Annotated in this window: 20 protein-coding genes; 4 read left to right on the top strand and 16 right to left on the bottom strand. The window is 72.9% G+C overall.

Going from position 1 to position 21,163, the window contains the following annotated elements; genetic code table 11:
- Positions 1–5 precede the first annotated feature (5 nt).
- From KBX34_RS16195 to KBX34_RS16185, 3 genes are read right to left on the bottom strand one after another with little or no spacing between them, the layout of a single operon-like run.
- The gene (locus KBX34_RS16195) at positions 6–830 is read right to left on the bottom strand and encodes an SDR family oxidoreductase (protein WP_210793992.1); all 825 of its coding nucleotides are present in this window, start codon (positions 828–830) and stop codon (positions 6–8) included.
- On the bottom strand, positions 827–2,143 hold the full coding sequence (locus tag KBX34_RS16190) for an NAD(P)/FAD-dependent oxidoreductase (protein ID WP_210925654.1): 1,317 nt from the start codon (positions 2,141–2,143) through the stop codon (positions 827–829). Before KBX34_RS16190 ends, KBX34_RS16195 begins: the two co-directional genes overlap by 4 nt.
- A gap of 55 nt (positions 2,144–2,198) precedes the next feature.
- Positions 2,199–2,846: a TetR/AcrR family transcriptional regulator gene (locus tag KBX34_RS16185; RefSeq protein ID WP_247671870.1), complete on the bottom strand. Its 648-nt coding sequence runs from the start codon at positions 2,844–2,846 to the stop codon at positions 2,199–2,201.
- A gap of 57 nt (positions 2,847–2,903) precedes the next feature.
- On the opposite strand from KBX34_RS16185, the gene KBX34_RS16180 reads away from it, so the two are divergent.
- The 3 genes from KBX34_RS16180 to KBX34_RS16170 all read left to right on the top strand — a co-directional run bounded on the left by KBX34_RS16180 (position 2,904) and on the right by KBX34_RS16170 (position 6,021).
- Complete coding sequence (locus KBX34_RS16180; RefSeq protein ID WP_210925651.1) at positions 2,904–4,268, top strand: MFS transporter; 1,365 nt, start codon at positions 2,904–2,906, stop codon at positions 4,266–4,268.
- A 26-nt stretch (positions 4,269–4,294) separates the two neighbouring features.
- Entirely contained in the window at positions 4,295–5,452 is a 1,158-nt protein-coding gene (locus KBX34_RS16175; RefSeq protein ID WP_210925649.1) for a hypothetical protein, read from the top strand.
- A 227-nt stretch (positions 5,453–5,679) separates the two neighbouring features.
- Positions 5,680–6,021, top strand: a complete 342-nt coding sequence (locus KBX34_RS16170; RefSeq protein ID WP_030489777.1) for an RNA polymerase-binding protein RbpA — start codon at positions 5,680–5,682, stop codon at positions 6,019–6,021.
- A gap of 69 nt (positions 6,022–6,090) precedes the next feature.
- Here the strand turns inward: KBX34_RS16170 and KBX34_RS16165 are convergent, their stop codons facing one another.
- The 9 genes from KBX34_RS16165 to KBX34_RS16125 all read right to left on the bottom strand — a co-directional run bounded on the left by KBX34_RS16165 (position 6,091) and on the right by KBX34_RS16125 (position 16,352).
- Positions 6,091–6,633 carry an FxsA family protein gene (locus tag KBX34_RS16165; protein WP_210925647.1) on the bottom strand — a complete coding sequence of 181 codons (543 nt, stop codon included), beginning with the start codon at positions 6,631–6,633 and terminating at the stop codon, positions 6,091–6,093.
- 68 nt (positions 6,634–6,701) lie between these two features.
- Positions 6,702–7,511, bottom strand: coding sequence for a polyprenol monophosphomannose synthase (locus tag KBX34_RS16160; protein WP_088948163.1), 810 nt, complete (start codon positions 7,509–7,511; stop codon positions 6,702–6,704).
- 34 nt (positions 7,512–7,545) lie between these two features.
- A complete protein-coding gene (gene lnt, locus KBX34_RS16155) occupies positions 7,546–9,210 on the bottom strand; it encodes an apolipoprotein N-acyltransferase (RefSeq protein ID WP_210925645.1) in 1,665 nt (554 codons plus the stop codon).
- 479 nt (positions 9,211–9,689) lie between these two features.
- Entirely contained in the window at positions 9,690–11,027 is a 1,338-nt protein-coding gene (locus KBX34_RS16150) for a glutamate mutase L (RefSeq protein WP_210925643.1), read from the bottom strand.
- Positions 11,024–11,416: a hotdog domain-containing protein gene (locus KBX34_RS16145; protein WP_210793986.1), complete on the bottom strand. Its 393-nt coding sequence runs from the start codon at positions 11,414–11,416 to the stop codon at positions 11,024–11,026. The genes KBX34_RS16150 and KBX34_RS16145 overlap by 4 nt, the downstream gene beginning before the upstream one ends.
- Positions 11,413–12,177, bottom strand: coding sequence for an OAM dimerization domain-containing protein (locus tag KBX34_RS16140; RefSeq protein WP_088948159.1), 765 nt, complete (start codon positions 12,175–12,177; stop codon positions 11,413–11,415). Before KBX34_RS16140 ends, KBX34_RS16145 begins: the two co-directional genes overlap by 4 nt.
- Positions 12,174–13,736, bottom strand: a complete 1,563-nt coding sequence (locus KBX34_RS16135) for a lysine 5,6-aminomutase subunit alpha (RefSeq protein ID WP_088948158.1) — start codon at positions 13,734–13,736, stop codon at positions 12,174–12,176. Before KBX34_RS16135 ends, KBX34_RS16140 begins: the two co-directional genes overlap by 4 nt.
- Positions 13,733–15,298: an amidohydrolase gene (locus tag KBX34_RS16130; protein WP_210925641.1), complete on the bottom strand. Its 1,566-nt coding sequence runs from the start codon at positions 15,296–15,298 to the stop codon at positions 13,733–13,735. Before KBX34_RS16130 ends, KBX34_RS16135 begins: the two co-directional genes overlap by 4 nt.
- A 4-nt stretch (positions 15,299–15,302) precedes the next feature.
- Positions 15,303–16,352: a zinc-binding alcohol dehydrogenase gene (locus tag KBX34_RS16125; RefSeq protein ID WP_179783380.1), complete on the bottom strand. Its 1,050-nt coding sequence runs from the start codon at positions 16,350–16,352 to the stop codon at positions 15,303–15,305.
- Between the two features lie 154 nt (positions 16,353–16,506).
- Here KBX34_RS16125 and KBX34_RS16120 point away from each other — a divergent pair, with 154 nt between their 5' ends.
- A complete protein-coding gene (locus KBX34_RS16120) occupies positions 16,507–17,913 on the top strand; it encodes a KamA family radical SAM protein (protein WP_088948155.1) in 1,407 nt (468 codons plus the stop codon).
- A 57-nt stretch (positions 17,914–17,970) separates the two neighbouring features.
- Here the strand turns inward: KBX34_RS16120 and KBX34_RS16115 are convergent, their stop codons facing one another.
- From KBX34_RS16115 to KBX34_RS16100, 4 genes are all read right to left on the bottom strand, one after another.
- Positions 17,971–19,038, bottom strand: a complete 1,068-nt coding sequence (locus KBX34_RS16115; RefSeq protein ID WP_210925640.1) for a hypothetical protein — start codon at positions 19,036–19,038, stop codon at positions 17,971–17,973.
- Positions 19,038–19,601 carry an RNA polymerase sigma factor gene (locus KBX34_RS16110; protein WP_307871413.1) on the bottom strand — a complete coding sequence of 188 codons (564 nt, stop codon included), beginning with the start codon at positions 19,599–19,601 and terminating at the stop codon, positions 19,038–19,040. Before KBX34_RS16110 ends, KBX34_RS16115 begins: the two co-directional genes overlap by 1 nt.
- Positions 19,602–19,682: 81 nt before the next feature.
- Positions 19,683–20,576, bottom strand: a complete 894-nt coding sequence (locus KBX34_RS16105; protein ID WP_307871412.1) for a polysaccharide deacetylase family protein — start codon at positions 20,574–20,576, stop codon at positions 19,683–19,685.
- Between the two features lie 210 nt (positions 20,577–20,786).
- Entirely contained in the window at positions 20,787–21,128 is a 342-nt protein-coding gene (locus KBX34_RS16100; RefSeq protein WP_088948151.1) for a YnfA family protein, read from the bottom strand.
- Positions 21,129–21,163: the final 35 nt, after the last annotated feature.

The raw sequence follows: 21,163 nt of genomic DNA, 5'->3' as shown, positions 1-21,163 counted from the left end.
GACGGTCACTGCCCCCGGTGGCGGCGGAGCATCCCGGCGGCCAGCGGCGCGGCGTCCAGGTCACCGGCGGCGAGCCGGGCCGCGAGGGTACGGCGGACCAGCCGGTCGGCCAACGCGGGCGCGTGCCGGCCGACGGCCATCTCCAGGCGTCCACGGGTGGTGGTCGCCACGTCCCGGGGCGCCCGGCGGGCGGTGGCGGCGCGCAGGATCGCCGCGACCACCCCCTCGACCGGCTCGGGGCGGGACACGCCCCGCAGGGACAGGCCCGCCTCGGCGGTGCTGTCGTGGATGGGTGAGGCGACCATGCTCGGGTAGACGACGCTCACCCCCACGTGGCTGCCCACCTCGTGGCGAAGCGCGTCGGCGTAGGCGACCAGGGCCCGCTTGCTGACCCCGTACGCGGCGGCGAGCGGCAGTGGCAGCACCGCCATCCGACTGGACACGAAGATCACCCTCCCCCGGGCGGCTACCAGCGGGGGTAGGGCCGCGGCGGTGGTCCGCCAGGCGGCGAGCAGGTTGACCTCCAGTTGCTGGCGGACCACCTCGTCGGGCGGCAACTCGGCGGGGGCGGGGCCACCCACGCCGGCGTTGTTGATCAGGAGGTCGAGCCCGCCGAGCTGGTCGACGGCGGCGCCCACCGCCGGCGCGACGGCGTCCGGGTCGGTCAGGTCGCAGCCGAGCACCGGCAGGTCGTCGTCGGGTCGCGCGTGCAGGTCGAGGCCCACCACCCGGGCGCCGGCGGCGGTCAGCGCGGCCCCGAGGTGTCGCCCGAAGGTGCCGCTGGCCCCGGTCACCAGCACCCGGCGGCCGGTCAGCGTCCGGCGGCTCACTGCCCCGCCCCGACCCGGCGCGTCCCGGCGGCCAGCTCCCGGGTCAGCTCGGCCAGGTAGGCGTCGAAGTCCACGCGCATCGCCGGGCGGCGTTGACCCCAGCGGGCGGTCGCGGCCCGCAGCTCGGCGCGGCAGACGGCCCGCTGCCGGTCCTCATCGGGCAGCGCGTAGCGGCCGGCGAGGTTCGCGGCGATCAGTTTGGCCTGAGCCTCCACCAGGGGAAACGCCGAACCGGTGGACTGCATCAGCCCGACGAAGCTCAGGCCGGGGGCGTCCGGGTGGAACACGTGCCGGTACAACGGCAGGGTGTCGGCGCCCCCGCCGAGCAGCGCCGGGTCGAGGAACGGGACCTCCACCCGGTAGCCGGTGCACCAGACGATCAGGTCGACGTTGTCGCTGCGACCGTCGGTGAACTCGACCCGGTCGCCGTCGAGGGCGGCGACGCCGGGCCGGGCCTCGACGTCACCGTGGGTCAGCCGCGACAGCAGCCCGTCGGAGAGCGTCGGGTGGTCCTGGAGGAAGCCGTGCGTCGGTGCGGGCAGCCCGTAGCGGGCCGGGCTGCCGACGGTGGCGGTGAGCATCGTCTGGCTGATGCGCTGACGCAGCCGCCACGGCAACCGGCGGGCCAGCGCGCCGTTAAGGGTGTCCGAGGGGCGACCCAGCAGGTACTTCGGCACCACCCAGACACCCCGGCGCAATGACAGCAGGGTGCGGGTGGCGGCGTACGAGGCGTCCACGGCGATGTCCATCGCGGAGTTGCCGCCGCCGACGACGAGGACCCGTCTGCCGACCAACTGCTCCGGACCCCGGTAGTCGTGGCTGTGGATCTGCTCGGCCGTGCAGGTGCCGGGGTACGCGGGGTCGGGCAGCCGGGGCACCCGGTTGTGACCGTTGGCGACGACCACGGCGTCGACGGTGACCTCGACCGGCCCGTCCGGCCCGCGGGCGGTCACCGTCCAGGTGCCTGCCGAGTCCCGGGTGACCTGTTCGACGGTGTGGCGCAGCCGGATGTCCTCGCCCAGCCCGAAACGGTCGGCGTAGTCGGCGAGGTAGCCGGCGACCCGGCGGTGGTCGGGATAGTCGGGCCAGTCTGTGGGCATCGGGTGGTCGGCGAACTGGGTGCGGCCCCTGCTGGTGTTCAGGTGCAGCGTCCGGTACGCGGGCGAGTCGGGTGCCCCGTACACCCAGAGGCCGCCGACCTGGTCGGTGCTCTCGAAGCACACCACCGGGACACCGGCGTCGCGCAGCGCCTTGACCGCGGCGAGCCCGGCAGCGCCGGCGCCGATCACCGCCACCCTGGGTGGTACGCCCATCGCCGCCCCCTTTAATCCAACGTCCGATGGATAATCGTCGGCGGGCGGCGGCCCGTCAAGTCGTCGACGGCCCGTAGAGCCCGTCGAGCAGACGATGCACGAACGCCCGGAACTCGCGCCGCTCCCGAGCGCCCGGCGCACCTGCGGCCAGCGCCACCACGTGCCCGTGCGTCGCCCACACCAGGCTCCGGACGGTGATGTGCGGGGTGGGTTCGGCCAGCGCGCCGGCCGCCGCGGCGGCGGCGAGCAGCTCCGCCACCAGCCGGTACAACGGTTCGGCGTAGCGCTGGTCGAGCTCGGCGTGCCGCTGCGGTTCCAACCAGCGACGCAGCCACAGCGCGGTGGTCTCGGGGCGGTCCTCCAGGAAGTCGACGAAGACGTCGACCAACTGGTGCAGCGCCCGCCGCGCCGCGTCCGGCCCACCATCGAGGGCGGCGCGGGCCTGCTCGGCGGCCTCGGTCAGCACCTCCCGCTCGGCGGCGAAGACCCGGGCGAAGCAGGCGTCGTAGAGCGCTGCCTTCGTACCCGTGTGGTGCGCGACCGTGGCGACGTCGACCCCGGCGGCTGCGGCGACCTCCCGCAGCCCGACGGCGTCGAAGCCGCGCTCGGCGAACAGCGCTGTCGCGGCGGTGAGCACCACCTCGCGGGTCGGCCGGGTCTCGTCGCGTCGCGGGCGACCCGGACGGCGTCGGGGCATGGTCATGGCCGCCATTCTGCCCCTAGAATCCAGCAACTGTTGGATTGCGGAGAGGATGCGGCGATGACCGGGCTCGACCGGCGGCCCGTGGCCGCCACCGACGCGGCACTGCCCCGCGGCCCCCTGGCGGGCTTCGCGGCCGGGTCGCTCGGCATGGGTGTCTGGGTGACAGTGCCCGGCCTGCTGCTGCTCTACTTCCTCACCGACGTGCTGGCCGTCGGGCCGTGGCTGGCCGGTCTCGCGCTGCTGCTGCCGAAGATCGCCGACGTGCTGCTGCACCCGTGGGTGGGGCATCGCGCCGACGTCGAGCAGACCCGACGCGGTGACCGGCGTCGCCTGCTGCTGGTCGGCTGCGCGCTGCCGCTCGCGTTCGCGGCGCTCTTCGCGGTGCCCGGCGGCCTGACCGGCGCGCCGGCGGCCGCGTGGGTGGCGGTGTTCTTCATCGCCGGCAATCTGCTCTTCGCCGCATACCAGGTCCCCTACCTGGCCACCCCGGCCGACCTGCGGATCGGCTACCACGAACGCACCCGGCTGATGGCGTTCCGGATGGTCGTGCTGACCCTGGGCATCCTGGTCTCCGGCCTGCTGGCCCCGCTGCTCACCGGCGGCGACGCCGCGACCCGCGACGGCTACCAGCGGATGGGAGTGGTCCTCGCCGTCGGGATGCTGGTGGCCATGCTGGTCGGTGTCGTCGGCATCGCCCGGTTGCGCGGCTCGGCGGTGGATCCGACCCCGGCCGGGCACGGCGGGTGGTCGGCGTTGCGCATCGCGCTGCGCGACCGGCAGTTCCGTTGGCTCGTCGCCGCGTACCTGGCGATGTCCACCACCACCCACCTGGTGCTCGCCGGCGTTCCCTACTACGCCGAGTACGAGCTGCGGGCCCCGGGCCTGACCACGGTCCTGGTGGCCGCGTTCGTCGCGCCGGCGCTGCTGGTCACCCCGGTGTGGCTGGTGGTGGCCCGCCGCGTCGGCAAGCAGCGGGCGCTGCTCGGCGCGCAGGGCGCGTTCGCCGTCGGGTCGCTGGTGCTGGCGGTGGGTCGACCGGCCGGGCTGCCGGTGCTGATCGGCGCGGTGGCGGTGCTCGGGGTGGCGTTCGCCGGCATGCAGCTGCTGCCGTTCTCGATGCTGCCCGACGTGATCCGCGCCGCCACCACCAAGGACGGGACCGCCACCGGTGCCGGCACCTACACCGGGGTGTGGACGGCCACCGAGGCCACCGGTGCCGCCCTCGGCCCGTACGCCTATGCCCTGTGCCTGGCCGTTGGTGGTTTCGTGGCCTCCACGGCCGGTGAGTCGCCGGTGCAGCCGGACGCGGCGCTCGCGGCGGTCCGCTACGGCTTCGGGTTGCTGCCGGCGGTGGCGATGCTCGCGGCCCTGCTGCTGCAACGCCGCTACACCCTGGACGCGACCGCCCGGACGACGACGTGAACGACCAGCACTAGACTTCGCCCTCGATGGACGCCCAGCCCACCACCACCGAAACCCGCCCGTGCGCCCACTGTGGAGCGCCGGTGCCGCAGCGTGTCGGCGCGGGCCGGCCGTTTCGCTACTGCCGGGACAACGACGGGGCCTGCCAGCGCGCCTCGCGCAACAGCCGGATGCGGCACCGCAACGCCCCCGGCCTGCCCGGGCAGGTGGCCCGCACCTGGGAGGCGGTGGACCGCCTCGATCAGATCGTCGAGACGTTGACCGAGTCGCTGCACGCCGAGTTGTCCCCGGTGGGTGTGCAGCGGCAGGTCGCCCAGGTTCGCGCGGAGGCCGCCACCGAGGTCGCGGCGGCGCAGACCGAACGCGACGAGGCCCGCGACGACGCCGAGAACGCGGCGGCCGACGCGGCGCGCGCCCGCGAGCAGGCCCGGGCGGCTCTCGCCGAGGCCGACGACGCCCGCCAGCGCGCCGAGCAGGCGCACCGGCAGGCCACGGCCGCCGACGAGCGGGCACAGCGCGCCGAGGCCGCCCGCGATCAGGCGCGCCACGACGTCAGCGCCGCCGAGGCGTTGCGCGCCCAGGCTGAACGCGACCGGGACCAGGCCCGCGCCGAGGTGCGCGACCTGCGGGCGCAGCGCGACGCCGAGCGGCAGCGGGTGGCCGACCTGAGCGTGGAACGCGACGCGGTGCGCGCCGACGCCGAGCGGGCCACCCGGGCCGCCGCCGAGGCCACCGAGCGGGCCGGGCGGTGGCAGGCCGAGGTGCAGGACGTGCGGCGCCAGATCGAGCAGGCCCGCGCCGACGCCGCGCGGACCCGCGCCGAGGCCGCCGACGCCGCCCGCGCCCGGGAGCAGGCCGACCGGGCCCGCGACCGCGCGCAGGTCGCGGCCGCGCAGGCCGACGACGCCCGGCAGGAGGCCGCGGAACTAGCGGCGCGATTGCGCGCGGAGCTGGCCGCCACCGCCTCCCAGCGGGACACGCTGACCGCCGAGCTGACCGCGGCCCGGCAGGCCGCGGCGACCGCCGAGGGCCGCCTCACCGCCCTGACGGTACGACTCGACGCCGCCGAGACCGACCGGGACCTGGCCCAGCGGCGGGTGGCGCAGCTCGGCGACCAGGTCAGCGACCTGGCGTTGGCGCTGGCGCGCCTCGGCGCTGCCACTCCGGACGACGCCACCCGATGATCGTCGCGCAACCTTCGCTACGCTTCGGCGGTTAACATCCCCGGTGGCAGCGGACACACAGCCCGTTGCGACCCGCCTGGTGATCACCTCACCGGGTGATCGTCCGGGCCGGCTACCCTTGGTCCCGGCCCACACGTGGACGCCTCACGCCCTCGGGCGGGAATGGCTCGACGGGCACACACCGTTACACCCAGAAGACCAGCACCACGAACGAGGGGAAGTCGATCATGGGCGAGCGTATGCTGCGCGGAAGCCGCCTTGGCGCGGTGAGCTACGAATCCGACCGCAACACGGAGCTCGCGCCGCGTCAGACCCGCGAGTACCTGTGCGCCAAGGGCCACCAGTTCGAGGTGCCGTTCGCCGTCGACGCCGAGGTCCCGATGACCTGGGAGTGCAAGTTCGACGGCAGCGTCGCCCGACTCGTCGACGGCAACGAGCCGGAGCAGAAGAAGGCCAAGCCCCCGCGTACCCACTGGGACATGCTTCTGGAGCGGCGTTCGATCGCCGAGCTGGAGGACATCCTCGAGGAGCGCCTGCAGGAGGTTCGGACCCGCCGCGGCCGCGCCTGAGCCGCACGACGAACAACGACGGCGCCCCCGGGTTGTCCCGGGGGCGCCGTCGTGTCTGCACAGGTGGTCTCAGTGGCGACCGGGCTCGACGATCTCTCCCTCGATGGCCCGCCCGCCGTCGACCACGACCGGTTGCTCCGGCTGCGGGGTCGGTTGCGGGGTCGGTTGCGGGGTCGGTTGCGGCGCACCCTGACGCACCCGCACCGTACGCGGGCCGAACAGGTCACCGGCGACCATCGACGACACCCGCCGCTCGGTGGCACGGCGCACCCCGGCGCGGGCCAGTCGACGCACCGGCGGCACCAGCAGCAGCAACCCGACCAGGCCGCTGACCAGGCCGGGCACCGCCAGCAGCAACGCGCCGGCCAACCCGACGAGCCCGTCGGTCACCTGCCCACCCGGTGGCTGTCCGGCCGCCGCGGCGGAGCGGAAGCCACGCCAGGCGCGCATTCCCTCGCGGCGCAGCAGCACCAGCCCCAGCAGGGACGCGGCGAACACCAGCAGCACGGCCACGCCGAACCCCAGCGCCCGCCCCACACCGACGAACACCGCCAGCTCCAGCACCACCGCCAGCAACAGGGCCAACGGCACGAACCTCAGTCCTCGGCGCATCTCACCTCATCGCCATTCCCGCGGGCACCACGGACGTGTCCCGCTCATCCAGCATGACACGGCCGCGCTCACGGCCACCGCGCCTGACCGGTGGCGGTGCCGTGCAGACCTCGGCGTACCGCCTGGCGGCGGTCGCGCACGCCCCAGGCGGTGATCCGCCACAGCGCCTCGGCCACGATCTTCGGGCTCATCTTGCTGTCGCCGTGTTCCCGTTCGGCGAAGGTGATCGGCACCTCCACGATCCGCACCCCGGCCTGGTGCGCCAGCCGGGACAGCTCCACCTGGAACGAGTAGCCCTGGGAGGTCACCGACTCCAGGTCGATGGCGTCCAACGCGCTGATCCGGTACACCCGGTAGCCGCCGGTGGCGTCCGAGACGGGCATGCCCAGCGCGAGGCGCGCGTACAGGTTGCCGCAGCGCGACAGCAGCAGCCGCCGCAGCGGCCAGTTGAGCACCCGCGCGCCGCTGGTCCACCGCGACCCGATCACCACGTCGGCGTCGCGGGCGGCGTCCAGCAGCGCCGGCAGGTCCTCCGGGGCGTGCGAGCCGTCGGCGTCCATCTCCACGACCGCCTGGTAGCCGCGCTCCCGCGCCCAACCGAACCCGGCCAGGTACGCCGCGCCGAGGCCCTGCTTGCCGTGGCGGTGCAGCACCTGCACGTGCGCGTCGCCGTCGGCGAGGGCGTCGGCGATCGCGCCGGTGCCGTCGGGGCTGTTGTCGTCGGCGATGAGGATTTGCACCGCCGGGGCGGCGCGTCGGACCCGGCCCACGATCGCGGCGATGTTGTCGGCCTCGTTGTAGGTGGGGATCACCACCAGCACCCGGCCCACACCGGGCACCTCGTCCGGGCGTCGGATCGTATCGGTCGCCTGGATCACGGTTCCTCCGCTCCCGCCGGCGTACCGGCTGTTGCTATCCGGACATGACCCGCTGCCGGCGGCGCAGCACCGCCGCGCCGATGAGGGCCGCCGCGGCCAACGCGGCGAGCGCCACCTCCGGCCACCAGCCGAGGCGGGTGGCGAGGGTACGACCGTCGTCGAGCCGCACCTGCCGCACCACGACCTCCCGGGTGTTGAACCCGGTGGCATCGCTTACCCGCCCGTCGGGTGCGACGAACCCGGACACGCCGACCGTGGAGGCCATCAACGCCGGCCGGCCGTGTTCCACCGCCCTCAGCCGCACCATGGCCATCTGCTGGCGGGCCTCAGCCACGTCGAACGTGGCGTTGTTGGTCTGCACCACCAGCAGCTGCGCGCCACCGGTGACGGTGTCGCGGACCACCTCGTCGTAGGCGACCTCGAAGCAGATCACGTCACCGAGCACGGCCGGGCCGGCGCGTACCACGCCCGGGGTGCTTCCGGGCACGAAGTCGCTGCGGATCAGGTCGACCTGCTTGCTGACCATCCGGGCCACGTCGCGCAGCGGCACGTACTCGGCGAACGGCACGGGGTGCCGCTTGGTGTACAGCTGGTCCAGGTCCGCGCCGGTGCCGGGGCGCCACAGGATGCCCGCGTTGCGGACCTGCCCGACGCCGGGGCCCAGCAGCACCGCCCCGACGAGGATCGGCGCGCCGATGGTGTCGGCGGCCTGGGAGATCCGCGCACCGGCGGTGGGGTTGCGCAGCGGGTCGATGTCGCTGGAGTTCTCCGGCCACACCACCAGGTCGGGTTGCCGCTCCTGCCCGGCGGCGACCCGACCGGCCAGCTCGATGGTGGCGTCGACGTGGTTGTTGAGCACCGCCTGCCGTTGGGCGTTGAAGTCCAGACCCAGGCGCGGCACGTTGCCCTGCACGATGGCCACGGTGGTGGTGGCGCCCGACCCGGCGGTGGCGACCGGCACCAGCAGGCCCCCGGCGGTCAGCGCGACCGCCACGGCGGCCGGTACGGCCACGGGCGCCCACCGACGTGCCGAGGTGACCCCCTGCGCGCCGTCGGCGTCCTGGGAGCCCTCAGCGGGCGATGTGCGGGCGGCGGCCCAGCCACGCCAGGCGGCGGTGACCAGCAACCCGCCGACGAGCGCCACCGCGAAGGTCACCAGCGGCGCGCCGCCCAAGGCGGCCAGGCGCAGCAGCGGTGAGGTGTCCTGGCTGAACGCCAAGCGCCCCCACGGGAACCCCCCGAACGGGGTGCGGTCCCGCAGCGCCTCCTGCCCCACCCACAGCAGCCCGGTCAGCACCGGCCACGTCCAGCGGACGCGGTCGGCCAGCGGCGACACCCAGGCGGTGGCCGCGCCCAGCAGCGCCAGGTAGCCGGCCTGCAGCAGCGACAGCAGCACCCACGGCAGTGAACCGGTGTGCAGGTTCGTCCAGGCCAGCAGTGGGGCGAAGAGCGCCACGCCGGTGAGGAAGCCCAGGCCGGCGCCTGCGCGCAACCGCCGCCGGTGCACGGCGGCGGCCAGCAACGCCACCCCGACCGGGGCCAGCGGCCACACCCCGTACGGGGGGAACGCCACCAGCAGGGCCAGGCCGGCGGCCACGGCCAGGGGCACGGCGAACCGCAGCGGCAGCGGCCGACCGGTCACGACCGGCTGACTCGGCGCCGCCGGGCTGTGGGTTTCGTCCCGGTCCAGAATCGTCACCGCTTCACCTCGATCACGGGGCGAAGGCTACCTGGCCGGCGGCCGGAGCAGCCGCATCGGGCCGCCGGGCACGAACCGCCCGACGGACATGAAATCGGGGCGCGGCTCACGCCGCGCCCCGATGCTCCCAGGCCCTTCCCGGCCGGTGTGGCGAGGATGGGGTACGACGACCTTCGGACCGACCGGACGCGGACTGGCTGCCCCCGCCGGGCCGTTGTCTACTGGCCGTGCACCTCACCCTGCCCGTACACCGGTAACCGCGGCCGGTTCGCGCCGCCCCGCCGACCCCCGCCCGCTGGACCTGGCCGCCGCGACGATGACGCTCAAAAATGTCGCTCGGCCAGCGGACGAAGGGACGAAGCGAACAACAGCCGCTTCCCGTGGTAGGACTCAAAGACGGTACGTGCCGACCCCCGTCGCTTGTCAACCCACCCCCGGCCTGTCGTGTGTTGCGCCACGGCGTGTCGGGTCGGCGAGTCTCAATGCGTCCGCAGATGGTGACGCAGCAGCGCCCCCGCCGCGGCCCGGTGTTCCTCGGCGAGCAGCCCTCCGGCGGCCAGCACGTAGTCGGCGTCGACCACGGCGGAGGCGGCCCGCGGCAACGCCCACCCGCCGGCGTGGTCGGCCAGGACGGCCGCCAGCACCTGCGCGGACGCCTGCGCCGGCGCGTGCCGCAGCACCCCACCGGAACCCACCATCAACCGCACGTCGCGCAGGTCCCGCCCGGCCCGCTCGCCGGTGGCGGCGCCCCGCGCGTGCCGCCGCAACGCCACGGTCGCCGCGAGGGTGGCGATCCGCCGGTCCACGGACCGCTCGACGTCGTCGACGGCGAGGAACGCCGGGTCGGCCGCCCGGCGTGCCGCCGCGTCCGTCAGCTCCTCGGACTCGTCCGGGGTGAGCAGCCGCTCCTCGACGGCGGCGCGCAGCACCCCGGGGGCGCTCCACCGCATGCCCAGGTCTCCCTCCACGGTGCGGGCCCGCCAGAGGCTGCCAGCGACCTCCCGTGCCGGGCCGGTGGCCCGCTCGTCGGGGGTGAGCACCGAGTACACGTCGGTGGTGGCCCCACCCACGTCGACGACGGCGAGGTCACCGCCGATGGTGTCGGCGAGCACCTCCACACCGGTGAGGACCGCGTCGGGGGTGGCCGCGCGTACCAGCCGCGCGAACCGGGTGCCCCTCGACAGTCGTTTGCCCCCGATGACGTGGCGCAGGAACACCGCGCGGATCGCCGCCCGCGCCGACGCCGGGGCGAGGACCCCGATGCGCGGCAGGACGTTCTCCGCGCCCGTCACGGGCACCCCGGCGGCCTCCAGCAGCCCGGTCAGCTCCGCGCGGACGTCGGCGTTGCCCGCGTACACCACTGGCACCCGCCACCGGGCACGGGCCAGGCGGGTCGCGTTGTGGGTGATCGTCTCGGCGTCACCGCCGTCGGTGCCACCGACCAGCAGCACCACGTCCGGTCGGGCCGCCCGCAATGCCGCCAGGTCCGCCGCGCCCAGCCGACCGGCGGCCACGTGCACCACGTGCGCACCGGCGGACAACCCGACCCGCCGGCCCGCCTGCGCGGTGACCAGCGGCTCGTAGCCGATCACGGCCAGCCGCAACCCACCACCGGCCGACGAGCAGACGTACCACGGCACGTCGCGGACCCCGAGCCCGTCGGTGGCCGCCGCGACCGCGGCGTCCAGGCCGTGCAACACGTCGGTGCCCACGGTGGTCGGCGCCGCCGCCGCTCCCACCAGCACACCGGCGGCCAGGTCCACCACGGCCACCTTGGTGTACGTGGACCCGACGTCCGCGCAGACCGCCAGGGTCACGAGGCGGCGGGAACGACCACGGTGCCGGTCGCGGTGACCGCCACGATCGGCGGGTCGAGGACCTCGGCGGCGGACTCGGAGCGCTCCGGGCGGCCCCGGCACACCACCGCGCAGGACAGCTCCAGGGTGCGGCTGCGGGTGCCCACCCGCGACACCTGGGCGGTCACCTCGACCACGTCACCGGCGCGGATGGGAGCGGTGAAACGCACGTCGGTGTACCCGGCGAACAGACCCTCGTCGCCGTCGGTGCGGATGCACACCTCCGTGGCGACGTCGCCGAACAGCGCGAGGGCGTACGCCCCGTCGACGAGGTTGCCGGCGTAGTGGGCGTGCGAGTACGGCACGTACCGCCGGTGCGTCACGGTCAACCCGAGCCTTGCGTCGGTCATGCCATCGCCTTCCGTTGCGTGATCAGGGCGTGCACGAGGTAGCTGGCCACCTCGCCGGGAGTGGTGCCGCGACCGAAGATGCGGTCCACGCCCAACTCGTCGGTCATCGTCTCGTCGAAGCGGGGGCCGCCGACGATCAGCAGCGGCCGCCGCCCGGCGGGCATCGCCTCCCGGAACGCGGCGGACATCTCCCGGGTGTTGTGCAGGTGCGCGTCGCGTTGGGTGACCACCTGCGACACGAGGACCGCGTCGGCCTTCTCCGCCCGGGCGGTCTCCACCAGCTCCGGCACGCTGACCTGCGCGCCCATGTTGGTGACCTTCAACTCCCGGTAGTACTCCAGGCCCTTCTCCCCCGCGATGCCCTTGACGTTGAGGATCGCGTCGATGCCCACGGTGTGCGCGTCGGTGCCGATGCACGCCCCGACCACGGACAGCTTGCGCCGCAACCGTTGCTTGATCACCGTGTTGACGTCCTTCGCCGACAGCAGCGCGAAGTCGCGTTCCACGACCTGCACCGCGTTGAGGTCGACCAGGTGGTTGACCCGCCCGTAGACCACGAAGAACGTGAACTCGTCGCCCATCGGTTTGGCGTGCACGACCATCGCCGGGTCGATGCCCATCCGGTTGGCCAACTGCACCGCCGCGCCCTCGGCCCGCTTGTCGTGGCTCACCGGCAGGGTGAACGACACCTGCACCATCCCGTCGCCGGTGGTGTCCCCGTACGGCCGCACGATCTTCTTCGCGGCGTCGGCGGCGCTCATGCCGCGTCCCCTTCCAGGATGTCGGTGGCCGGGTTGCAGTAGTCCGCCTCGTGCGCGGCGACCCCGGCGAGGCCCTTGCCCCGGTCCGCGGGCCGCTTCATGATCCCGAAGGTGCCCTCGGCGATGGCCGTGAGCAGCGTCTGCTCCCCGATGCGCTCCAGCAGGTCCAGGGCCTCACCGAGGACCTGGTTGGCGCGGCGGCGGATGAACCCGCCGGGCGCCGGCACGAAATCCTCGTGCAGCCCACCGGCCGCGCCCAACACGTACCGCACGTTCTGCAACGCGATGTCCCGGTCGGACAACCACGGCGTCACCACCGCCTCGGTCATCATCCCCACCAGCAGGATGCCCTGACCGGTCAGCGCGCCCGCCAGGTTGAAGAACCCGTCGAGCAGGTTGCCCCGGAACACGTCACCGGTCATGTGCTTCGTCGGCGGCATCCACTTCAGCGGCGCCTCGGGGAACAACTCCCGGGCCAGCAGGGCGTGCGCCAACTCCAGGCGGAACGACTCCGGGACCTCCGGGTTGATCTCGAACGCGTGGCCCAGCCCCAACTGCCAGTCCGCCAACCCCGCCTCGTGCGCGAAGAACTCGTTGAGCAGCTGCGACACCGTCACCGTGTGCGCCTCGTCAACGGCGTCCGCGGTGGTCAGGTAGTTGTCCTCACCGGTGTTGATGATGATCCCGGCGCGGGCGTGCACCTGCCGGGAGAACCGCTGGTCGACGAACGTGCGCACCGGGTTGATGTCGCGGAACAGGATCCCGTACATCGAGTCGTTGAGCATCATGTCGAGCCGTTCCAGGCCCGCCAGGGTCGCCATCTCCGGCATGCACAACCCGGACGCGTAGTTGGTCAACCGCACGTAGCGGCCCAACTCCTTCGACGACTCGTCCAACGCCGCGCGCATCAGCCGGAAGTTCTCCTGCGTGGCGTACGTGCCGGCGAAACCCTCCCGGGTCGCGCCCTCGGGCACGTAGTCCAGCAGCGACTGCCCGGTGGAGCGGATCACCGCGATCACGTCCGCGCCCGCCCGGGCGGCAGCCTGGGCCTGCGGGATGTCCTCGTAGATGTCGCCGGTCGCCACGATCAGGTAGATCCACGGCCGCTGCTTCGGGTCCCCGTGCCGCTTGATGAGGCGGTCCCGCTCGGCGCGTCGCCGGTCGATGCGCCGGATACCCGCCCCGACGGACCTGCGCGCCGCCGACCGTGCCGTCGTCGCGGCCCGCCCGGTGGGCAGCGCGAAGCGCACCGACCCGGCCGCGGCCTTCTGCGCCAGCAACGTCACATCGGTGATGCCCTCGCGGGCCAGGGCGTCGAACACCGGCACCGCCACCCCGTGACCCAACCCGACGTCCGCGACGACGGCGTCGACGAGCCGGTTCACCCACGGAATGCCGTCCGGGTCGGCGCCGCTCACCCCGGCCAGCCGCAGCACCGCCCGCTCCACCGACACCGTGGTGTGGCTGCGGGCAAGGTCCACCACCGGCTGCCCGGCCCGGCGCGCCAACTCCCGCGCCCGCGCCACCAGCACCGGATCAAGATCAAGCTTCCCGGTCATGATGACCCTTCCTCATAGATGACCTCACCGCGCAGCACCAGCCGCCGGCACACCGGCAACGGCGTCGGGTCGTCCGGACCCCGCTCCTCCGGGTCCTCGGCGAGCAGCACCGGCAGGCCCCGCTCCACCCCCGCGGGCGTCGACCACACCGTGAACGTCGCCGGCGCACCCAACGCGAGGACCCCCTCGACGTCCAGGTGCACCGCCCGCCACCCACCACGGGTGTGCGCGGCGAACGCCGACCGCACACTCATCCGCTGCGCCGGGTTGTGGTGTGACACCGCCGCCCGCACCGAACCCCACGGGTCCAGCGGCGTCACCGGCGAGTCCGACCCGAACGCCATCGCCACACCCACCGAGTGCATCGCACCCATCGGGTTGGACTCCAACGACCGGTCCAACCCCAGCCGCGCCTCGTACATCCGGCCCGCGCCACCCCACAGCCGGTCGAACGCCGGCTGCATGCTCGCCACGACCCCGTACTCCACGAACCGCGCGATCAACCGCTTGTTCATGATCTCCGCGTGCTCGATGCGGTGCCGGGCCGCCCGCAGGCGCTCCACACCCAGCGACTCCGCCGCCGCCGCGAAACCGTCCAGGACGGTGCCGATCGCCGCGTCACCGATCGCGTGGAAACCGCCCTGCAGGCCGTGCGCCGCGCAGTCCAGCAAGTGATCACGCACCTGCTCGGCCGTCAGGTACCCGTGCCCGCAGTCGTCACCGTCGCCGTACGGCTGCGACACGTGCGCCGTACGCGAACCCAACGCCCCGTCGGCGAACAGGTCACCTCCGGCGCCCACCGCACCCAACTCCCGGGCACGGGCGGCGCCACCCAGCTCACCCCAGTACCCGTACACCTCCGGCAACCCCGCACCGGAGATGCCCAGCAGCCCGGTGAAGTCCTCCTCGTCGGAGATGTCCGGACCGCCGCACTCGTGCACCGCCGCGATCCCCAACGACGCCGCGTGCGCGAGGGCGACCCGCTGCGCGGCGACCCGCTGCGCCCGGCTCACCGACGCCTGCGCCGCCGCCCGCACCACGTGGTGCGCGTCGCGCCGCAACCACCCCGACGCGTCGTACCCCGCCGCGTCGGCCGCCTCGGGGCACGCCGCCAGCAACGCCGACGACACCAACGCCGAGTGGATCGACGCCTGCGACAGGTACACCCGCCGACCCCCGGCCGCCCGATCCAACGCCGCCGCGTCCGGCAACGTCGCATCCGACCAACCCGACTCGTCCCAGCCGTGGCCCAGCAGCACCGCGTCCGCCGGCAGGCCCGCCGCGAACCCGGCCACCGCGTCGAGCAACTGCGCCGCCGAGCGCACCCCGGACAACTCCAGCCCCGACAACGCCAACCCCGTGTCGGTGGCGTGCACGTGCGCGTCGACGAACGCCGGCGTCACCAACGCCCCATCCAGGTCCACCACCCGGTCGGCCGGCGGCGCGTCACCGTCGGTCCCCAACCAGGCAATCCGCCCACCGGACACCAGCAGCGCGGTGGCGCTCGGGTCGGCGGGGCAGTGCAGCACGCCGCCGCGGTACAACGTCGAGGGGTTCGTCATGACCTCAGTCTGCCGCGACCCGCGCCGTGAACAGCTGACGCACCCCCGGCTCGGCCCGCAACAGCCCCAACGCCAGCTCCGCGTGCCCCGGCACGTACCCGTTGCCCACCAGCATCGTCACGTCCGCCGCCAGCCCCTCCGCGCCCAACGCCGCTGCGGAGAAACTCGTCGCCATCGAGAAGAAGATCACCGTGCCGCCGTCCGCGGTGGCCAGCACCGCGCCGTGCTCACACCCCGGCACGTCCACGCACACCACTGTGACGTCCGCCGGCGCCCCCAGGGCGGTCGTCACCGCCGTCGACAACCCCACCGGGTCCCGCGCGTCGGCCAACGCCACCACCGAGGCCAGGCCGGCGGCCGTCAGCGCGTCGCGCTCGGCCGCCACCGGCACCACCCCGACGGTACGCGCAGCGCCCACCCGCCGCGCCGCGGCGAGGGACAGCGACCCGCTCTTGCCCGCCCCGCCGATCACCGCGACGCGCACCGGCGTCGGGTCACCGACGCGACGACGGTCCTCCACGTAGCGCGACACCACCCGCGCGGTCAGCGCGGGCGCCCCGCACACGTCCAGCACCGCCAGGGACAACTGCGGGTCCTCGTCGTCGGGCAGCACCGCGGCGATGGAACGGGCGAACAGGATCGCCCACCCGTCACAGGGCACCTGCTCGCTGCGCCCGTCCCACCGCGCCAGCCCGTCGGTCACCACCAGCGGGGTCAGCGTCAACGACACCAACGTCGCGACCCGCTCCCCCACCTTCAGCCCGAGCGGGGAACGCCGACCGGCCTCCTCGACCGTGCCGATCAACATTCCGCCGGAACCGGTCACCGGGTTCTGCATCTTCCCCCGGGTGGAGATGATCTCCAGCACCTCGGCGCGGACCGCGTCGCCGTTGCCGCCGTGCTTCTCCGACAACTGCCGGAAGCTCGCCGCGTCCAGGTTCAGCCGCTGCACCCGGATCCGCACCTCGTTCGGCGCGATCGCCGCCGACGCGTCCAAGCGCCAGGCCGCCTGCGGCAGCACCCCCGCCGGTTGCACGACGCGGTGCAGTCCCACCGGTGACGTCACGCCGACCTCCCCTTGCCCAGCCGCTCGAAGCCCCGGTCAAGGCTCGCGTAACGGGAAAACTTACGGCAGACTAGTTTCTGTACCGAATATTTTCCAGTAGCCTTCGGGCTTCGATGATCAGCCGCAACACCGAGGAGGGGCCGTGACCCAGACCCAACCGGTTGAGACCATCCCTCAACCCCGTCACGCCCCGGTCGCCGTACCGACCGCCGGGCAGCCATACGAATACCACCGCCGCCCCCTGGTCGAACCCGACTGGACCCGGTTCCCCGGCTGGCGCCACGTCACCCGCGACCAGTGGGAATCCGCCCAGTGGCAGCGCGTCAACTGCGTCAAGAACATCAAGCAGCTCCGCGCCGTCTTCGGCGACCTCATCGACGACACCTTCTACACCGACCTCGAGGCCGACCAGTTGGCCCTGGCCACCATGTCGATGCTGGTGCCACCACAAATGATCAACACGATGGTGCCGTTCGCGCCCCTCACCACCGAGGCGCTGCTCGCCGACCCCATCCGCCGCTACATGATCCCGGTCGCCTCCGACCGCCGCACCGACTGGCCGTCACACCCCTACGCCAGCCGCGACAGCCTGCACGAGCACGACATGTGGGTCGCCGAAGGCCTCACCCACCGCTACCCCACCAAGGTCCTCGCCGAGCTGCTCTCCACCTGCCCCCAGTACTGCGGGCACTGCACCCGGATGGACCTCGTCGGCAACTCCACCCCCGCCGTCGACAAACTCAAGCTCACCCTCAAACCCGTCGACCGCTACGACGCCCACATCGCATACCTCAAGGCCCACCCCGGCGTCCGCGACGTCGTCGTCTCCGGCGGAGACGTCGCCAACGTCCCCTGGCGCAACCTCGAGTCCTACCTCATGCGACTGCTGGAACTGGAGACGGTCCGCGACATCCGGCTCGCCACCAAGGCCCTCATGGGCCTCCCCCAGCACTGGCTCCAGCCCGACGTCGTCCAGGGCCTCGAACGCGTCGCCCGCACCGCCGCCCGCCGAGGCGTCAACCTCGCCATCCACACCCACGTCAACCACGCCCAGTCGCTCACCCCACTGGTCGCCAAGGCCGCCCAGACCGCCCTCGACGTCGGCGTCCGCGACGTCCGCAACCAGGGCGTGCTCATGCGCGGCGTCAACGCCACCACCCCCGAGCTGCTCGACCTCTGCTTCGCGCTCCAGGGCGAAGCCGGGATCCTGCCGTACTACTTCTACATGTGCGACATGATCCCCAACGCCGAACACTGGCGGGTCCCCGTCTGGCACGCCCAGCAGCTCCAGCACGACATCATGGGCTACCTCCCCGGCTACGCCACCCCCCGGATCGTCTGCGACGTCCCCTTCGTCGGCAAGCGCTGGGTGCACATGCTCACCGACTACGACCGCGAACGCGGCATCTCCTACTGGACGAAGAACTACCGCACCTCCATCGAGTCCGCCGACCTGGAGGCGCTCAACAAGCGCTACGCCTACTACGACCCGATCGACACCCTGCCCGCCGACGGCCAGCAGTGGTGGAACGACCACCGCGACGACTGACCCACCGACGACGACACCCCCGGGGAGACCACCCCGGGGGTGTCGCGCACTCCGTGGTCAGGCGCAGCCCAGACCCTGCGAATAGCTGGCCCGCAACGTCCCGGCCGCGATCTCGTCGGCGTACTCCCAGAACACCTCCGGCCAGTCGCCGGCCTTGTCCATGTCCCGCAGCACCCGCCACCCATGACTGCTCCGCAACGCGTCGGCGGCCCGCCGCACCCCGGCCTCGTCCCCACTCGACCTCGCCCGCTGCCACTCAGCGATCCACCCGCACCCCACCCGGGACGTCACCCCCACGTTGAAATGGTACGGGTCGCTCACCCCGATCTCCTCCAGCGCAGCCATATCGAACCCCGGCGGCAGCGGCACGTCGGCGAGCACCTTCGCCGCCCGCTCCCGCACCGGCATGACCATCTCCGCCGGAAGAACGGCCAACCAGGTCCGCGCGTCCACCCGAACGATGTCCGCGAGAACCCGGTCCAGGTCCTTGCGCGACCAGTTTTCGGAGGTCTTCATCTCCACGACCAGGTTGTCGCGGGGCCGCAACAGCACAGTGAAATCACCGCTGAGGCTCTGGAACGCATCAGCCGGCCAATCGTCCACCCGCACCGACTTCCCCGGCCCCGCATCGCGCTGACCGGCATACCGGTCTGTGTACACGTACGCCGCATACCAGTTCATCTCCAGTTCCCGCCCACCCCGGCGAAACCTGACCACGCCATAGTTCTCGGAGAACTCGGCCAGGGCCACGACCGTCCAACCGGCCTGATCGATCAGCAACCGCGGGCTCCTCTCCGCCGCCTCCATCGCCAACGGGGAAAAGACGGCCCCGGCTCCCGCACCCGCGCTGACGATCGGAGAGACCCCGTCGTCCTCGCCCTGCCCCCGCAACACCATGGACGCCGGCACGATGCTCAGGAGCACGGCGGCCGCCGCCGTCATGACGCCCGCGAAGCGACGCACCCACAACCGCCGCGACGGCATCCCGACGCTACGCCGGACCAACGACTCGGACATGATGTCCTCCAGGAGGGTCTGCTTCACCCCGCCGAGGTCCCCCATCATCCCGAGCCCACCCGGGTCGGAATCCCGAACCAGCTGGTCGACACGCTCCTCTGTGGTCATCAGTCCTCCTTGCGGGTGGATGTGGTCAGCACGTCGAGTACATGTCCGGGCGGCCCCGGATCGTCACCTACCAACCCCCGCAACCTCGTCCGCGCCCGCGCCAGCCGCGTCCGGACCGCCGCAGCAGAGACCCCCAGCACTGAGGCGACTTCATGCGGTTGCAGCCCCTCCCACACGGTGAGCATCAGCACCTCCCGGTCCACCTCGGCCAGACCCGCCAACGCCGCCCGAACGGCAAGGCGCTCCGGTACCTCGCTTCCCGGATCGGCCACCGACGCGGCAATCTGCTGGCGTAACCGCTCACCGAGGCGCTGCCGGCGAACGCCACCACGGTGATGATTGGCCAGCACACGCCGGGCGACCCCGTACAGCCACAGCCGGGTCGCACCGGCGATCGGAATGTCCTGCCGGCGACGCCATGCCACCAGGAAGGTCTCCGCGACCACGTCGGCCGCGTCTTCCGGATGTGCGACACGCCGCAATGCGTACGCCAGCAGCGACTCGAAATCGTCGGCGTACACCCGTCGGAAGCGGTCCTCGTCCTGTTCCATCCCGGAGCTCACATTCACTCCATGTCCGGTGGGACCCCAACCGTGACACCCCACCGGACGCGCGCCGTCGGAACCGACGCGGACCGTGCCGTCTCAGGCGCCGACCAGCACCTCTGACAACGGCGCCGGCACCAGCCCTCGCTCACGCAACCCGGCCAGGATGTGCGGCAACGCCTCATCGGTCATCGCGGCGTTCGCCTCGGTCACATGCATGATCACCACAGACCCCGGGCGAACGTGGTCCAGCACCGCCCGCACCAGCGGCTTCCACGCGGTCGCGAAGGGATCACCGCTGACCACATCCCCGTCGACGACCGTCACGCCCAGCGGTGCCAGAGCGTCCAGCGTCGCAGCGTCGTGGCAGAGCCCCGGAAAGCGGAAGTACCGGGTCTGCCGACCCCCGTACGGCTTGATCACCTCGAAGGTCTTCGCCACGTCGCCGCGCAACTCGTTCACCGGTTGCGAGGGCAGGTCGTAGCAGTCGCCGGTGAACGCCGCGTGCCCGTAGGTGTGGTTGGCCAACTCGAATCGCGGATTGTCGGCGATCCGCCGGGTGACGTCCGGGTACCGCTGCACCCACTTGCCAGTCAGGAAGAACGTGGCCGGGACCTCGTCGCGCTCCAGCAGGTCGAGGATGCGCAGGTTGGCGTACGACTTCACCCGACCGGCACGCAGGCTGGCCAGCATCCCGTCGGTCATGTCCGCGTCGAAGGTCAACGCGACCTTGTTACCGGTCCGCGGCCCGTGGTCCACCACCGGCGCCCTGGTCCCAGTCGGCGTCGTGCCCGGCACCGAGGCAACCGCCGGCGGCGACGGCACACCGACGGACGGCGCGACGGAAGGCGTGGATGGGCTCGACGAGTCGGACGAGCCGACGAAGACCGGCTGGTCCGAGGGCGGCACCCGGGACGCTTCGCACCCGGCACTGCCGAGGATGGCCGCCACAACCAGTACGCCAAGAAACGGGCGAAGCCCAGCGCGGATCACGCCGGAGATCATCGCAGACGCGAATGCGTTTCACTGTCCCGCGCGTGCTGTCGTGAGGGCTCGTGGGCGCGTGTCCAGGCCCGCCCCAGCGGTGCCGTTCCGGTTAGCGATATACCTCAGAGGCATAAATATGACTCTGAGGTATATCGCTTGCCAGGGAAACACCGCCCCGCCCGTGAGGTCACCGACCGCCCGCAGCCACTGCGCGGGTCAGGCGGAACCCCCGCGCGGCGCGTACATGATGACCGCGACGCCGAGCAGGCAGAACGCCGCGCCGGTCAGGTCCCACCGGTCCGGGCGGAAGCCGTCCACCACCATCGCCCAAGCCAACGAACCGGCCACGAACACCCCACCGTACGCGGCCAGGATCCGGCCGAAGTTCGCATCCGGCTGGAACGTCGCCACGAACCCGTAACAGCCCAGCGCGACCACCCCGGCGGCGATCCACCACAGGCCACGATGCTCCCGCCAGCCCTGCCAGATCAGCCAGGCGCCACCGATCTCGGCCAGCGCGGCCAACGCGAACAACACCAGCGAACGGAGCACTGTCACCCGGCGAGACTAGCCGCCGCACACAGCGGGTCCCC

The organism is Micromonospora sp. M61, assembly GCF_018070245.1.
Lineage (GTDB): Bacteria > Actinomycetota > Actinomycetes > Mycobacteriales > Micromonosporaceae > Micromonospora > Micromonospora zamorensis.
Note: the sequence above shows the minus strand (reverse complement) of the source record. Positions and strands in the feature narration are given on the sequence as shown.

Bases quoted from the DNA above. Each gene is read 5' to 3' on its own strand.
- KBX34_RS16190 (WP_210925654.1), bottom strand. From the start codon at position 2,143: ATGGGCGTACCACCCAGGGTGGCGGTGATCGGCGCCGGCGCTGCCGGG.
- KBX34_RS16185 (WP_247671870.1), bottom strand. From the start codon at position 2,846: ATGACCATGCCCCGACGCCGTCCGGGTCGCCCGCGACGCGACGAGACC.
- KBX34_RS16180 (WP_210925651.1), top strand. From the start codon at position 2,904: ATGACCGGGCTCGACCGGCGGCCCGTGGCCGCCACCGACGCGGCACTG.
- KBX34_RS16175 (WP_210925649.1), top strand. From the start codon at position 4,295: ATGGACGCCCAGCCCACCACCACCGAAACCCGCCCGTGCGCCCACTGT.
- KBX34_RS16170 (WP_030489777.1), top strand. From the start codon at position 5,680: ATGGGCGAGCGTATGCTGCGCGGAAGCCGCCTTGGCGCGGTGAGCTAC.
- KBX34_RS16165 (WP_210925647.1), bottom strand. From the start codon at position 6,633: ATGCGCCGAGGACTGAGGTTCGTGCCGTTGGCCCTGTTGCTGGCGGTG.
- KBX34_RS16145 (WP_210793986.1), bottom strand. From the start codon at position 11,416: ATGACCGACGCAAGGCTCGGGTTGACCGTGACGCACCGGCGGTACGTG.
- KBX34_RS16140 (WP_088948159.1), bottom strand. From the start codon at position 12,177: ATGAGCGCCGCCGACGCCGCGAAGAAGATCGTGCGGCCGTACGGGGAC.
- KBX34_RS16135 (WP_088948158.1), bottom strand. From the start codon at position 13,736: ATGACCGGGAAGCTTGATCTTGATCCGGTGCTGGTGGCGCGGGCGCGG.
- KBX34_RS16130 (WP_210925641.1), bottom strand. From the start codon at position 15,298: ATGACGAACCCCTCGACGTTGTACCGCGGCGGCGTGCTGCACTGCCCC.
- KBX34_RS16115 (WP_210925640.1), bottom strand. From the start codon at position 19,038: ATGACCACAGAGGAGCGTGTCGACCAGCTGGTTCGGGATTCCGACCCG.